The sequence below is a fragment of the Bradyrhizobium sp. HKCCYLRH2060 genome (assembly GCF_051168135.1).
Lineage (GTDB): Bacteria > Pseudomonadota > Alphaproteobacteria > Rhizobiales > Xanthobacteraceae > Bradyrhizobium.
In genome coordinates, this window is sequence record NZ_JBNPUK010000001.1 from 226,437 (window position 1) to 240,163 (window position 13,727).

Annotated in this window: 13 protein-coding genes; 6 read left to right on the forward strand and 7 right to left on the reverse strand. The window is 66.9% G+C overall.

Features of this window, described 5'->3' with window-relative positions; translation table 11 throughout:
- Positions 1-71: 71 nt before the first annotated feature.
- Both rpmF and mtgA read right to left on the reverse strand, forming a co-directional pair.
- Positions 72-254, reverse strand: coding sequence for a 50S ribosomal protein L32 (gene rpmF / locus ACQR10_RS00905; RefSeq protein WP_006610266.1), 183 nt, complete (start codon positions 252-254; stop codon positions 72-74).
- Positions 255-421: 167 nt separating this feature from the next.
- Complete coding sequence (mtgA, locus tag ACQR10_RS00910; RefSeq protein WP_316179423.1) at positions 422-1,093, reverse strand: monofunctional biosynthetic peptidoglycan transglycosylase; 672 nt, start codon at positions 1,091-1,093, stop codon at positions 422-424.
- Between the two features lie 187 nt (positions 1,094-1,280).
- On the opposite strand from mtgA, the gene ACQR10_RS00915 reads away from it, so the two are divergent.
- Complete coding sequence (locus tag ACQR10_RS00915; RefSeq protein ID WP_316179209.1) at positions 1,281-2,201, forward strand: polyprenyl synthetase family protein; 921 nt, start codon at positions 1,281-1,283, stop codon at positions 2,199-2,201.
- A gap of 9 nt (positions 2,202-2,210) precedes the next feature.
- A complete protein-coding gene (locus ACQR10_RS00920) occupies positions 2,211-2,903 on the forward strand; it encodes a DUF1345 domain-containing protein (RefSeq protein ID WP_316179207.1) in 693 nt (230 codons plus the stop codon).
- Here the strand turns inward: ACQR10_RS00920 and ACQR10_RS00925 are convergent, their stop codons facing one another.
- A complete protein-coding gene (locus tag ACQR10_RS00925; RefSeq protein ID WP_315801751.1) occupies positions 2,904-4,805 on the reverse strand; it encodes a caspase family protein in 1,902 nt (633 codons plus the stop codon). It abuts the gene before it with no gap.
- Between the two features lie 220 nt (positions 4,806-5,025).
- On the opposite strand from ACQR10_RS00925, the gene ACQR10_RS00930 reads away from it, so the two are divergent.
- Both ACQR10_RS00930 and ACQR10_RS00935 read left to right on the forward strand, forming a co-directional pair.
- Complete coding sequence (locus tag ACQR10_RS00930; RefSeq protein ID WP_315801752.1) at positions 5,026-5,400, forward strand: nuclear transport factor 2 family protein; 375 nt, start codon at positions 5,026-5,028, stop codon at positions 5,398-5,400.
- Between the two features lie 30 nt (positions 5,401-5,430).
- Positions 5,431-7,038, forward strand: a complete 1,608-nt coding sequence (locus ACQR10_RS00935; RefSeq protein WP_316215288.1) for a Na+/H+ antiporter — start codon at positions 5,431-5,433, stop codon at positions 7,036-7,038.
- A 919-nt stretch (positions 7,039-7,957) separates the two neighbouring features.
- Here the strand turns inward: ACQR10_RS00935 and ACQR10_RS00940 are convergent.
- The 4 genes from ACQR10_RS00940 to ACQR10_RS00955 all read right to left on the reverse strand — a co-directional run bounded on the left by ACQR10_RS00940 (position 7,958) and on the right by ACQR10_RS00955 (position 11,919).
- Positions 7,958-8,470: a GNAT family N-acetyltransferase gene (locus ACQR10_RS00940; RefSeq protein WP_434911741.1), complete on the reverse strand. Its 513-nt coding sequence runs from the start codon at positions 8,468-8,470 to the stop codon at positions 7,958-7,960.
- 473 nt (positions 8,471-8,943) lie between these two features.
- Entirely contained in the window at positions 8,944-10,233 is a 1,290-nt protein-coding gene (gene ispG, locus ACQR10_RS00945; protein WP_316215289.1) for a flavodoxin-dependent (E)-4-hydroxy-3-methylbut-2-enyl-diphosphate synthase, read from the reverse strand.
- Between the two features lie 13 nt (positions 10,234-10,246).
- Positions 10,247-11,200, reverse strand: coding sequence for a DMT family transporter (locus ACQR10_RS00950; protein WP_316215290.1), 954 nt, complete (start codon positions 11,198-11,200; stop codon positions 10,247-10,249).
- A gap of 227 nt (positions 11,201-11,427) precedes the next feature.
- Entirely contained in the window at positions 11,428-11,919 is a 492-nt protein-coding gene (locus ACQR10_RS00955; RefSeq protein ID WP_315751916.1) for a Fur family transcriptional regulator, read from the reverse strand.
- A gap of 174 nt (positions 11,920-12,093) precedes the next feature.
- Between ACQR10_RS00955 and ACQR10_RS00960 the strand changes: the two genes are divergently transcribed.
- Together ACQR10_RS00960 and ACQR10_RS00965 are read left to right on the forward strand one after the other, a co-directional pair.
- A complete protein-coding gene (locus tag ACQR10_RS00960; protein ID WP_315803810.1) occupies positions 12,094-12,573 on the forward strand; it encodes a MarR family winged helix-turn-helix transcriptional regulator in 480 nt (159 codons plus the stop codon).
- Positions 12,566-13,723: an HlyD family secretion protein gene (locus ACQR10_RS00965; RefSeq protein ID WP_316215291.1), complete on the forward strand. Its 1,158-nt coding sequence runs from the start codon at positions 12,566-12,568 to the stop codon at positions 13,721-13,723. The genes ACQR10_RS00960 and ACQR10_RS00965 overlap by 8 nt, the downstream gene beginning before the upstream one ends.
- The last annotated feature ends 4 nt before the right edge of the window (positions 13,724-13,727 follow it).

The following is a 13,727-nucleotide window of genomic DNA, read 5'->3' on the forward strand; positions in this document are numbered from 1 at the left end:
TCGCTCGGGACCGCTTTCAACCCCATCGATGGCCGAATTCGGGCGGCTTGGAAAGCGGCCCGCGCGGACAATCAGGCGTCTTTCTTCTTCAGGACCTGGCGGCCCTTGTACATGCCGGTCTTCAGGTCCAGGTGGTGCGGACGACGCAGCTCGCCGGAATCCTTGTCCTCGACATAGGTCGGCTTCTTGATCGCGTCAGCCGAGCGGCGCATGCCGCGGCGCGACGGCGAAGTTTTTCTTCTGGGGACGGCCATATCGGTATCCTCTAGGGTATTTTTGCAAGGCATCGTCCGCAAAGGACGGCTGCAGCCATGAAGCTGGCGAGCCCGGATGCCGATCAAGGCCGCGCTTATAGAGGAAGGGGTGCGGCATGGCTAGGGCTCTCCGAGGCATTTTTGGCCAAATTTGCGCCGCTCGGACCTTACCGCCGCTCCCCCCAGCAGGTCTGCAGGCCGGAGGACTGCGCCCGCATCATATAGGTTGCGGACAGCCGTCTCACGCCGGGGCCGGGCGTGCGGGCACTGCGCCGGACCGGGTTCGGCAGGATCGAGGCCATCAGCGCCGCCTCGCGCGGGCCGAGCCCCGCGGCCGAGCGGTTGAAGGCGTAATTCGCGCCGGCTTCGGCGCCGAACTGGCCGGACGGGCCGAGCTCGGCGATGTTGAGGTAGATTTCGAGGATGCGCCGCTTGCCGAGGACGAGGTCGATCCACAGCGCCAGCGGCAGTTCCAGCGCCTTGCGGACATAGCTGCGGCCCTGCCACAGGAACAGGTTCTTGGCGACCTGCTGGGTGATGGTCGAGCCGCCGCGGCTGACCTCGCCGTCCTCGGCATCGTCCATGACCTCGCGCAGCGCGCCCCAATCGATGCCGTGATGGCTGCAGAATTTGGCATCCTCCGCGGCGACCACCGAGCGAGGCAAATACGGCGACATCGCCGAGAGGTCGATCCAGTGCCGCGTCACCGGCTGCCCCGTCACCGACCGCCACAGCATCAGGGTCGAGACCGGGTGGCCCACGGCATAGAACGGCGTCAGCGCGTAGGGCACGAGCAGCACCAGCACGGCGATCACGAGGAGGGTTCTGACGGTACGCAAGGGCAGGCGCCGCTCGGTTGGGACCGCCGCGGGGGCGGCCAGCTGGCCGGGATTATCCGACATCTCGATGTGGTTTCCTGCTTTTTTCCGCCGTTGCGGCTGAAAGCCGCCACCGCCCCGGCAATTGACGAAGTCGCCGCCATCAACGATTGTCCGGCGAATTTCGCCTCCCTGGAGCTCTTCTTAAATGACTGCGACGGCCACCGACTTCACCCAACGCCTGGACAAGACCGCGGAGGAGACCGAAGCGCTGCTCGGGGAGCTCCTGTCCGATGCGCCGATGGCCGACGAGATCATCAGGCCGAAGCGGCTGATCGAATCGATGCGCTATTCCAGCCTGAACGGCGGCAAGCGGCTGCGCCCGTTCCTGGTGGTCGAGAGCGCCGCCGTGTTCGGCGTCCCGCGCCGGGGCGCGCTGATGGCCGGCGCCGCACTCGAATGCATCCACTGCTACTCCCTCATCCATGACGACCTGCCGGCGATGGACAATTCCGATCTGCGCCGCGGCCGCCCCACGCTGCACAAGGCCTATGACGACGCCACCGCGATCCTGGCCGGAGACGCGCTGCTGACCATCGCCTTCGACATCATCACCCGCGACGAGATTCATCCCGATGCCGGCGTCCGCCTCGCTTTGACCCGGGCGCTGGCCCGCTGCGCCGGTGTCGGCGGCATGGCCGGCGGCCAGATCCTCGACCTCGCCGGCGAGGGCCGGTTCGGCGACAGCGGCCCGGTCGACGTCGCCCGCGTTCAGCAGATGAAGACCGGCGCCCTGCTCCGCTTCGGCTGCATCGCCGGCGCCCTGCTCGGTCAGGCCTCGGCGGCCGAGTACCAGGCGCTCGACGATTACGGCCGCGCGCTCGGAGAGGCCTTCCAGATCGCCGACGACCTGCTCGACGTCGAGGGCGATGCGGCGACGCTCGGCAAGCCGGCCGGCGCCGACGCCGAGCTCGGCAAGACCACCTTCGTCACCCAGCTCGGCATCGAGGGCGCCAGGCAGCGCGTCCGCGACCTGCTCGCCCGCGGCGATGCCGCGCTGTCGGTCTTCGGCGCCAAGGGCGACGTGCTGCGCGCCGCCGCCCACTTCGTTGCCGAACGCAAGAGCTGAGGCGAGGCGTTGGCCGGAGTCCATCCTGACGATCCGGACCTCGCCCGCTTTGCAAGGCTGCCAGCTGCGCTGCGCGTCATCTATGCGCGGCCGCGCACCTTCATATCGCTGGGCCTCGCGAGCGTCGCGTTCTTCCTGCTGCCGCCGGCGCTCCGCCTGATCACGCGGCTGCTGATCGGCTGGGACATCTTCACCGCGATCTACCTCGTGCTGGTCGCGGTGATGATGCTGCGCAGCGAGCATCATCACATCCGCCGCAAGGCGGTCATGCAGGACGATGGCCGCTTCGTGATCCTGATGGTGACGGCGCTGGGCGCCTTCGCCAGCATCGCCGCGATCGTGCTCGAGCTCGGCGCTTCCAAGCGCGACGCTCCGGCGCTGACGCTGGCGCTGCTCACCGTCTCGCTGTCCTGGGCCGCGGTGCATGCGACCTTCGCCCTGCACTACGCCCATGATTATTACCGCGGCGCCAAGCCTGGGGGCCTGCAATTCCCCAGCGGCGACAAAGACGAGCACGCCGACTACTGGGACTTCGTCTACTTCTCCTTCATCATCGGCATGACCGCCCAGGTCTCCGACGTCGGCATCACCGACAAGATCATTCGCCGCACCGCGACCGTCCACGGCATCATCTCGTTCGTCTACAACACCGCGCTGGTCGCCCTGATGGTCAACATCGCCGCCAGCGCGATCTCCTCCTGATCAGTTGCATACCTCGACGCTGGCATTGTTGGCCGGCCCGCCGCCGCCGCGATATTCGAGCCGGCAGCCGGGCCGGACGGTGCGGCACAGATAGGCGTCGCAATAGATCTGCCCGCCCGACTTCGCGGGCCGGGCCGCCTGCGTCTGCGGCCTGGTGTAGCCCGGGGCCGCCCCGATGCCGAGACCGCCACCACCTCCGATCCCCACCCCGACGCCCGTACCGGGAGCCGGCATCGGCAGGCCGGCGTCCGGTGCCGCACGGCCGCGGCGGCGCGACGGCACATCTTCGTCGCTGCTGTCGCGCTTGGCGACCGGCTTCCGGTCGCGCCGCTTCTCGCATTCATTGTCGTCGTTGACGAACGAGCCTTCGGCACAGACGATGCGGGTGCAGCGGTCGCCGTCCGGCTTGCTGCCATGCGGGCAGACCAGGGGGCACACCCGCGCCTGCTTGAGCTTGATCGCCTGGAGCGCATCGGCCGATGCCGCCTGGGTGTCGAGCTTGGTGCCGGCATAGCGGTTGAACTGCGACAGCGAGCGGCGCGAGGCCGAGCCCCAGTCGCCATCGGCATCCTCAGTGAGGCAGCCGACCCGGCGCAGCTCGAGCTGCACCGACTTGGTGAGATCGGCGGGCTGCGCGGCCGGGGTCAGCGCGGCCACCTGCGGCCCCTGCTGCGGCGCTGCGGCCGTCGGCGTGCCGGACGAGGTCGCCGCGCGCGGATTGTCGACCGCCGCGAGCTGCTGGTCCCCGCGCTTCTTCTCGGCTTCGGCCGCCTGCTGCTGCGCGAGCTGCGTGGCCTTCTCGGCTGCGATCCGCGCCTGCTCCGCGGCCTTGGCCTCGGCCTCCGCCTTGGCGAGCGTCTCCTTGCGCGCGCCCTCGGCGGCGAGCCGCGCCCGCTCGGCCTCGGTCGCGCGGGCTTTCTCGGCGGCGACCACGCGGTTCTCCTCGGCGGTCAGCTTTTCGAGCTGCAGCTTGGCGAGGCTCGCATAGAAACCGTCGGGGTACTGCGCCAGGAAGGCGTTCAGCGCGCCCTTGTTGCCGACCTGCATCGCGAGCTCGTAATCGCGCCGGATGTCGGCCTGAGGGTTCGGCGGCGGCGTCACCGGCATCTGCGTCACGACGCGCGGCACGCCGGGAACCAGCGGCACGTCCTCGCCGCCGAGCGAGCCGTACACGAACGGTTCCTGGCGGTTGGCGGTCGCCTTCAACACCTCGTCGCGGACGAAGCCGAACGCCTTGCGGACATCGAGTCCGGGCGTCGCGATGTGCCGCGACAGCGCCAAGGTGAACGGTGAGTTCTTGCCGTCGCCGTCCTGCGCGGTCGAACCGGCCTTGGCGGAATAGGCGATCAGCGTGTTCGGGCTGGTCGGCTCGACCTTGGCGAGGCCGCGGCCGAGGCTGCGGGTCGCCACCGTCCGCTGCATGTTGCGGGTGAACGGGTTGTCACGGCAGGCATCGAGAATGACGAGGCGCAGCTTCTTCGCCGGCTCGACGGCAACCAGAATGCGGTCGAGCGACAGCGTCTCGTCGTAGACATCGGTGTCGCGCTCGAGCCGGGCGTCGATCGGGATCAGATAGTTCGACCCTTCGACCTCCATGCCGTGGCCGGCGTAGTAGACCACCGCGATATCGGCATCGCGGGCGGCATCGGCGAAATCGCGCAGTGCCCGGCGCGTCTCCCGCGCGGTGAGATCGCGCCGATAATCGACGACATCGAAGCCCGCGCTCTTGAAGGTCGCCGTCATGACCGCGCCGTCATTGACCGGGTTCGTCAGTTGCGGCACGTTCTGATAGGCGGAGTTGCCGATGACGAGCGCCACCCGCTTCTCCGCGAGCGCCGGGTGGCCGGCCAGCAGCAGCGCTGCCGCCACGAGAAAACCGCCCAATCGAACTGACCACGACATCGTATCTACCCCATAGCCCTGGGAAACATGCTCGGTCTGCTAGCAGATTGCGGCCGTTCGGCTTGTGACCGGGATCACGCAAGGTTCGGTCCGGGGACATCCCGCCTGGGCCACGATATTTCTGTCGACGGAGCATCATCCGCAGTTCATGGCTTGCCAAGCCCCGTTTTGCATCGAAAATGCGATCCTTGTTTGTCCGCGGTTCCCCAGGGAGTTGGCCATGAGCGCAGACCGTTCCACCGTCGAGGCCGTCGTGCAGGGCTATTTCGACGCGCTCTACGAGGGCGACGCCGACAAGCTCGGCGCCGTGTTCCACCCCACCGCGGACCTGCGCTGGGTCGACAACGGCGAGCTCAAGATCCTCACTGTGCCGGACTGGCTGGCCTGGGTGCGCAAGCGCCCCTCCGCCAAGGGGGAAGGCAAGCCGCGCGAGGACTTCATCGTCACCATCGACCGTTCGGACGACAAGACCGCCTTCATCAAGGTGCGCTGCCAGCTGCCGCCGCGCTATTTCACCGATTACCTGGTGGCGATGAAGCTGAAGGACGGCTGGCAGATCGTGTCGAAGTCCTACCGCTACGACCTCCGGGATTGAGGCCGGCGCAAGGACGCCAGGTCCCCCGCCATGGAAGCTCACTTTCAGATATTCCTGATCCTGCTGGCCGTGCTGGCGGGAACCGCCCTTCTTGCACGGCGGGCCAACCTGGCGCCGGCGATCCTGCTGATGCTCGCCGGCATCGCGCTGGCCTTCGTGCCGGGCATGCCCGCCTTCGCGCTGCCGCCGGAGCTGGTGCTGCTGGTGGTGTTGCCGCCGCTGATCTATTCGTCGAGCGTCGCGATGAGCTGGCGCGAGTTCAAGCGCAACCTGCGGCCGATCGTGCTGCTCGCCGTCGGCTGCGTGATCTTCACCGCCTCCATGGTTGCGATCGCGACCCACTATCTTCTCGGTCTGCCCTGGAGCCTCGGCTTCCTGCTCGGCGCCATCGTGGCGCCGCCCGACGTCGTGGCGCCGCTCGCCATCGCCCGCCGGCTGCACCTGCCGCGCCGGGTGATGGTCATCCTCGAAGGCGAGGGCCTCGCCAATGATGCGACGGCGCTGATTCTCTATCGCTTCGCCGTGGCCGCCATCACCACCGGCGCGTTCTCGCTTCCGGTCGCGGCCGGCGAGTTCGCCGCGATCGTGGTCGGCGAGATCGCGTTCGGCATCGGCGTCGGCTGGCTGATGCTGCGCGCCCGCCACTACGCCAGGGATCCGCAGGTCGAGATCACGCTGTCGCTGCTGACACCCTATCTCGCCTACTGGATCCCCGAGCATGTCGGCGGCTCCGGCGTGATCGCGACGGTCGCCTGCGGCCTCTATATGAGCTGGAACGGACCGCTCTGGATCTCCTCCGCGACCCGCCTGCAGGGCGTGTTCTTCTGGGACCTCGTCGTCTACCTGATCGAGGGCATGCTGTTCCTCTTGACCGGCTTCCAGATGCGGCTGATCTACGAGAAGTCGAAGGCGTTCCCGCTCGACGAAATCATGATCGCCACCGCGCTCGTGGTCGCGATCGTCGTGATCGCGCGCTTCGCCTGGACCTTTCCGGCGACCATCCTGCCACGCGTGCTGAGCCCCTCGCTGCGCGCCAGGGATCCGCTGCCGCCGTGGCAGCAGACCTTCATCATCGGCTTCACCGGGGTCCGCGGCACGGTCTCGCTCGCCACCGCGCTGGCGCTGCCGCTCACGCTCTCGACCGGTGAAGCCTTTCCCTATCGCGACGAGATCCTGTTCATCGCCTTCGGCGTGATCTTCTTCACCTTGATCGGCCTCGGCCTGACCCTGCCGATCGTCGTGCGCCTGCTCGGCGTCTCCAACACCGGACGCGCCGAGCATGTGCGAGAGCACGAGCAGGAGATTGCGGCACGGCGCGAGGGGCTCGACCGGGCGCTGAAGTCGCTGGAGATGATGACCAGCGACCGCGAGGTGTCCGACGAGGTCATGCGGCTGCTGCGCGCTCGACACGAGGTCCGCGTCAACCAGCTGCCGGAGGCGCTCAACCCCGACGACTACGACGCCTCCGCGCTCGGCATCGAGCTGACCCGCGAGCTGATCGGCGTCGAGCGCAAGAGCATTCACGCCATGCTCCGCGACGGCCAGATCACCGACGAAACCCGCCGCCGCATCGAGCGCGACCTCGATCTGGAGGAGGCGAGCCTCGCCAACCGGGAGTACGGGGAGTTGCCGTTGTAGAAGTGGATTGTTGAGCGCAATCGCTCATCAACACGCACGCCGTCATTGCGAGCTGCGCTCGCAATGACGTGGATGGAGCGGGGGTACAGATACGGCGACTGAATTTGTAGACACAGCATTGTAGACACAGCATCTCATCCTCGCGCCCGCTCTCGCGTCCGAGCATTGATGTCTCTCTCGCCCTCTCTCAACAGAGGGCGCAGGGAAGGCCGGGCCCCGACTGAGGCCCGTGGCCCGCCTGCGAAAAGAATGCAGGCGGCAGGAACCACAGGTTCAGCCGGACAGACCCGGCCCTCCCTGCGCGATGGTTTTAACGGCTGCTTCGCACTCTCCCCGGGGACCGGGCTTTCTTGCCCCCGTCGCCAGCGGATCATCACCGCCAGCTTGGCATCAGCATCGGGATGTCAGGACCATGCGACTTGACCGTCCGCGCCATGACGTTCGTCCGCAAGCACCGAGCTCACTGCGCCACGTCGCGTCCACCGCATCCCGCCTCCACGTTCGTGACGACCGCGAAGCGCCCCTCGTGAGCGAGGCGGGACGGGCGGAAACATCGATCTGATTTGCCCGACGGCACAAGGCCTGACGGCTGCGACATGGTAACGCGACGGGCAAAGTTTGAGATTCGTAAGTGCTGGCGGCTTGCCGCGCGAAGAACGGCCGATATGACCGATAGCCGACCACATCCTCCGCTGTCGTCCCGGCCTTGAGCCGGGACCCATAATCACAGGGCAGGGTGATAGCGAAGAAAGCAGCGGCAGCCTGCTCGACAACTGAGGTCGGTGGTATAGGTCTCGGCTCAAGGCTGGGACGACACTGTTGGCGCGGTAAGATCTCGCCAACAAACTTGCTCTTGTCTCACGTGGTCCGATCCGCCGCCCATCGCCGGTTCTCACCGCGCTCAACGTGGCAGCCTCTCTCACCGCTCGATCATCCAGCGCGTCACCGCCTGGTGGTAGTTCATCGGGCCAGGCACGGTCTTGTAGGTCTTCAAGTAGCGGAAACCCGCCTTCTGCAGCGCGCGGTTGGGAGCGGTGTTGTAGGCGTGCGGCTCGCAGAACAACTGCTTGAGCTGCAGCTTCTCGAAATACAGGTCGACGCTGCGGCTGACGCATGCGGCGCCGAGGCCGCGGCCGCGCAGCTCCGGCTCGGTGACGTGCAGATGCATGTGGGCGCGATTGCCGTAGACGATGCGGTCGCAGCTGGAGAAGCCGATCGGCCGGCCGTCGAGCTGCCAGATCACCAGCAGCGCCGCGCGCTCGGCGAGCGGCGTCGCGTAGAGCGTCTTGAACAGGCTGCTCCAGACCGCCCTGGTCGGCATCCGGGTCGGATCGATGCCCATCAGGTCGAGCTGCTCGATGCTCGACGCATAGAAGTAGTCGATGACCAGCGAGGTCTCGGCGAGCTCCATTTCACGGATATCGAGAGTCATCGAGGCGTCCCTTTTTCAGCAGGCCTCAAGGTGCTGATCATGCGGGCAGCAGTGGGGCGTGGCCGGCGGATCGTGCCGGTCACGGCAGCGGCGCGTAGCGGCTGATCCACGGATGAAAATTCCAGACTGAGGCGCGCGGCACAAGCAGCTGACGGTTGCAGGGCTGGCCGCTCTCAAGGTTGCACTTTGAAGAGGAGGTCGCTTTGCCGGCTCTTCCTCGTGCTTTCGGCGCCCTGCGCCACGGCGAACGCGTATGCCGCGACCTGAATGATGCGCACGCTTGCTTCCCATCGTCATGGCCGGGCTTGTCCCGGCCATCCACGTCGTTCGGCATCCTGGGAAAGACGTGGATGCCCGGGACAAGCCCGGGCATGACGGAGAAACTAATAAGCAGATGCTCGGGCAGCGATATGAAGCACAGCGCAATCATCCCAGAGACGCAGGAGGCGCCGCCGATTCAGATCCGGGCGCCCCTACTCCGCCGCGGTCACGCTTTCCGCAGCCTTGGCGCCGCTGCCGTAGCGCTGGTCGATGTAGTCGATCACCAGCGCCTTGAAGTCGGCCGCGATGGTGGGCCCGCGCAGGGTGCGAAACTTCTTGCCGTCGACGAAGACGGGCGCGGCCGGGGCCTCGCCGGTACCAGGCAGGGAGATGCCGATATTGGCGTGCTTGGATTCGCCGGGGCCGTTGACGATGCAACCCATGACGGCGACGTTGAGCGCTTCCACGCCCGGATATTGCGTCTTCCAGGCCGGCATTTCCTCTCGGATGAAGTCCTGGATCGAGCGCGCCAGCTCCTGGAACGTGGTCGAGGTGGTGCGGCCGCAGCCCGGGCACGCCGCCACCAGCGGCACGAAGGTGCGGAAGCCCATGGTCTGCAGCAGCTCCTGCGCGACCTGGACCTCGAGCGTGCGGTCGCCGCCGGGCTCCGGCGTCAGCGAGATGCGGATGGTGTCGCCGATGCCCTGCTGCAGCAGGATGCCGAGCGCGGCCGAGGAGGCGACGATGCCCTTCGAGCCCATGCCGGCCTCGGTGAGTCCGAGATGGATGGCGTAGTCGGAGCGCGCAGCGAGGTCCTGATACACCGCGATCAGGTCCTGCACGGCCGAGACCTTGGCCGAGAGGATGATGCGGTCCTTCGGCATGCCGAGCTCCTGCGCGCGCTCCGCCGAGTGCAGCGCCGACTGCACCATCGCCTCGCGCATCACCGCGCGCGCATCGCGCGGGTTCGCGGAGGCCGCGTTCTCGTCCATCAGCTTGGACAAGAGCTCCTGGTCCAGCGAACCCCAATTCGCGCCGATACGCACCGGCTTGCCGTATTTGTTGGCGAGCTCGATGATGGTCGAGAACTGGGTGTCGCGCTTGTCCTTGAAGCCGACATTGCCGGGATTGATGCGGTATTTCGCCAGCGCCTCGGCGCAGGCGGGATAGTCGGTCAGCAGCTTGTGGCCGATGTAGTGGAAGTCGCCGATCAGGGGCGTGGTGACGCCGCGCTTGTCGAGCTGCTCGCGGATGTGCGGGACCGCCGCGGCGGCCTCGTCGCGATCCACGGTGATGCGGACCATCTCCGACCCGGCGCGCGCCAGCGCTGCGACCTGGGCCACCGTCTGCTCGACATCGGCGGTGTCGGTGTTGGTCATGGACTGGACCACGATCGGCGCCCCGCCGCCCACGGCGACGTTGCCGACCATGACTTTGGTGGTCTGATGCCGGGGAGCGGGTCCGGCGACATCGGTCTGGGTCAGTGTCTCGGGCTTGTTCATGGGCGCTCGGATATCAGGTTTTGGTGACATTCAGCAATGGATCAGTCGCGGCCAGGACCACGCGGTTCGGGCGGTTTACGAGAAAAAGCCCAACGATCACAAGCACGGCGGCCAGGCCAAAGGCCAGCGTCAGGGCGTCATGCAGGATGAAATAGCTCGCCACCACCCCGAATAAAGGGGTGATGAAGGTAAATGCCGACAATTTGCTGGCCGAATAGGCCTTCACCAGCGCGAACCACAGGGTAAAGGTGGTCCCGACCACCCAGATCGACTGGTAGGCCATCAGGCCGATCACGAACGGGCTAGGAACCTGATGGAGCCGTTCCCCGGCCAGCAGGGCTGCCGCCCCCAGGATCGGAATCGACATGGCAACCTGGTAGGACAGGGCCTTCTCCGGGGGGGCGAAGCGGAGCCGGGTGCCTTTTGCGACGACCGTGGTCGCGCCCCACAGCAACCCGCCCCCGACCACCATGAGGTCGCCGAGCAGCACGGTTCGATCGACATTGGCCTGGGGAACGCCGATCGCCAGCGCCACGCCCGCGAAACTGAGCGCCAAGCCCGACCATTGCATGGCGCCGAGTCGCTCGCCCAGGAAGCGGTACGAGCCAAGCGCAACGAAGAAGGGCGCGGTGTAGAGGAACACGACCGCGCGCGAGGCGGACGTCAGCAGCAATCCGCCATAGATCAGCACGAACTCGACGCCGAACATCATGCCGGCGATCAGGCCGGGGACGAGCGTGCCGTCGCGCTCGAACATCCTCACGCCGCGCACCCGGGCGATGAGCAGGAGGACAGGCAGCGCCCCGGCCGAGCGCAACGTCGCCTGCAGCATCGGCGGAATCTCCGGCAGCGCCAGCTTGACCGCGATCTGGTTGAAGGCCCAGGAGATGCAGAGCACGAGAATGACTGCGATGGCGCCGGGGCCAAGGGGACGGCTCGCGGCGGACGAGGTGGACGTTGCGGACACGAGGACGTGGACTCCCGAAAGCGTTTCCTTGTTGGACCGCAATTGAACCTGCGGTCAGCGTTGCCGCGATCCGCCCGAGACGAGGCTGACGTGGCTGCAGCAACGGCACTGGTCACCTCGCCCCGCTGGCTGGGAAGAGGGAACGCACCACCCTCGCGGCATGGTCATCGCATACGACGGTCGGTCACATGTGTACAGCTGTGCGACTTGAGCTCCAGTGACCGACCTCACGCCGCCTTCTGGCAATGGGCGCACAGCCCGGTGATCTCGACGACCGACAGTTTCGGCGTGAAGCCCGATGCCGCGGCAGCCAGCTTCAGGCTTTCCGCGATCGGCGCGGCCGGAACCTCGCCCACGGCGCCGCAGCTCTCGCAGATCAGGAATGCCACCAGCGCGGTCTGTTCGTGGTCGTGAGCGCAGGCGAGGAAGGCGTTACGGCTTTCGATGCGGTGCACCAGACCGTTGGCCATCAGGAACTCGAGTGCGCGGTAGACCGTGATCGGCGCCGGCCGCGCGGCCACCTTGGCGAGTTCCTCGATGATCTCGTAGGCGCCGAGCGGCCGGTGGCTCGACAGCAGCGCCTCCAGCACCTGGCGGCGCTGCGGCGTAAACTTCTGGCCACGCTGGGCGCAGATGCGCTCGGCATGGTCCAAGGCATCGGCCGCGCAGCGGCCATGATCGTGGTCCGGCGCCGGGAAGGTGGGTTTTGCGAGGGTCATTGGCGACAATCTAGCATCTCGGGCCGCTCTCGCCAAAGGCCGCGGCCGAGCCATGCATCCTGAGCGGAGCGGGTGCGCTCGGCGGGGCCATGAAATATTCATAAGCTTGCTTATTATATCCAAGGCTCATTACAGCCAAAGCTTAGTTCCCTCCGATCCCGAATCGAGACCGCCATGAGCCGCACCTCCGCGGACGCCAACTTCCTGTTTACGCTCGGCGAGCTGCAGCGCCTGATGCGCGCCTATGCCGACAAGGAGGCCGCGCGCTTCGGCATGACCCGCGCGCAATGGGCCGTGCTGGCCAAGGTCGAGCGCAACGAGGGGATGAAGCAGTCGGAGCTGGCCGAGCAGCTGGAGATGCAGCCGATCACGCTGACACGGCTGATCGACAAGCTCGCCGAAGCCGGGCTGATCGAGCGCCGCGGCGACGACACCGACCGCCGCGTCAACAGGCTCTATCTGAAGAAGGCCGCCCGCCCGCTGCTCGCCAAGCTCGGCGTGCTCAAGGCCGAGCTGACCGACACCGCCCTTCAGGGCATCAGCGCCGGTGATGCCGAGCGGCTGATGACCCATCTCGAAGCCATCAAGGAAAACGTGAGAAACGCCCTGCAGTCGCTGTGCGACGAGCAGCGAAAGGAACAGCGCTATGGCTGAGCCCGCCCTGAAACTCGCCCCTGAACAGAAGGCCAGCCCGGATGCGGCGGCGCCCGCGGCCGCGGCCGCGAAGCCGGCGCGCCCCGGATTCCTGCGCCGCTACCGTCGCACCTTGCTGCTGGTCGTGCTGCCGCTCGTCGCCGTCATCGGCGGCCTCGTGCTGTATCTCAATGGCGGACGCTACGTGACGACCGACGACGCCTATGTCGGCGCCCAGAAGGTGCTCATCACGCCCGATATCTCCGGCAAGATCGTCAAGGTCGTCGTCAAGGAAGGCCAGCAGGTGCAGAAGGGCGACGAGCTGTTCGAGATCGACCCCGTGCCCTATCGCCTGGCGGTCGACCAGGCCAAGGCGGCGCTGGAGCAGGCGCGGACGAGCTATGAGAATCTCACCGCCAACATCAAGATCTACGGTCAGATGCTCGACCTCGCCCAGCAGGGCATCGAGCTCAAGCAGAAGGACGTCGAGCGCAAGCAGACGCTCGCCAAGAACAATTTCGGCTCGCAGCTCGACCTCGACAACGCCGCGAACGCACTGGTGACGGCGAGCGCGCAGGCGCAGTTCATCAAGCAGCAGCTGTCGAACGCCAGGACGCAACTGCTCGGCAATCCCGAGCTGCCGCTGGAGCAGTTTCCGCCCTATGTCCAGGCCAAGGCCAAGCTCGACGATGCCCAGCGCGACCTCGACCACACCACCTTGCGCGCGCCGATGCCGGGCATCGCCACGCAGGTCGACCAGATCCAGCTCGGCCGCTTCGTCACCGCGGGCACGCCGGTCTTCTCGGTGATCGACATCGCCAATCCCTGGGTCGACGCCAATCCGAAGGAGAGCGACTTCACCTATGTCGCGGTCGGACAGCCGGTCGAGCTCGACGTCGACGCCTTCCCGAACCACCGCTTCAAGGGCACGGTCGGCTCGCTGTCGCCGGGCACCGGCGCGCAGTTCGCAATCCTGCCGCCGCAGAACGCGACCGGCAATTTCGTCAAGGTCGTGCAGCGCGTGCCCGTCAGAATCCATTTCGACAAGTCCGACAAGTTCGTCGCGAAGCTGAAGGCCGGCATGAGCGTCAACGTCTCGATCGACACCGGGCACGAGCGTTCGCTGGCCGGGCTGTTCGGATCGGCGCACGCGGCGGACAAGGACGAGTAGCGTC

What these genes read in the sequence shown, in the direction of transcription:
- ACQR10_RS00965 (WP_316215291.1), top strand. Translation starts at nt 12,566, where the DNA reads ATGGCTGAGCCCGCCCTGAAACTCGCCCCTGAACAGAAGGCCAGCCCG.
- rpmF (WP_006610266.1), bottom strand. Translation starts at nt 254, where the DNA reads ATGGCCGTCCCCAGAAGAAAAACTTCGCCGTCGCGCCGCGGCATGCGC.
- ACQR10_RS00940 (WP_434911741.1), bottom strand. Translation starts at nt 8,470, where the DNA reads ATGACTCTCGATATCCGTGAAATGGAGCTCGCCGAGACCTCGCTGGTC.
- ACQR10_RS00935 (WP_316215288.1), top strand. Translation starts at nt 5,431, where the DNA reads ATGGAAGCTCACTTTCAGATATTCCTGATCCTGCTGGCCGTGCTGGCG.
- ACQR10_RS00915 (WP_316179209.1), top strand. Translation starts at nt 1,281, where the DNA reads ATGACTGCGACGGCCACCGACTTCACCCAACGCCTGGACAAGACCGCG.
- ACQR10_RS00930 (WP_315801752.1), top strand. Translation starts at nt 5,026, where the DNA reads ATGAGCGCAGACCGTTCCACCGTCGAGGCCGTCGTGCAGGGCTATTTC.
- ACQR10_RS00960 (WP_315803810.1), top strand. Translation starts at nt 12,094, where the DNA reads ATGAGCCGCACCTCCGCGGACGCCAACTTCCTGTTTACGCTCGGCGAG.
- ACQR10_RS00925 (WP_315801751.1), bottom strand. Translation starts at nt 4,805, where the DNA reads ATGTCGTGGTCAGTTCGATTGGGCGGTTTTCTCGTGGCGGCAGCGCTG.
- ispG (WP_316215289.1), bottom strand. Translation starts at nt 10,233, where the DNA reads ATGAACAAGCCCGAGACACTGACCCAGACCGATGTCGCCGGACCCGCT.
- ACQR10_RS00955 (WP_315751916.1), bottom strand. Translation starts at nt 11,919, where the DNA reads ATGACCCTCGCAAAACCCACCTTCCCGGCGCCGGACCACGATCATGGC.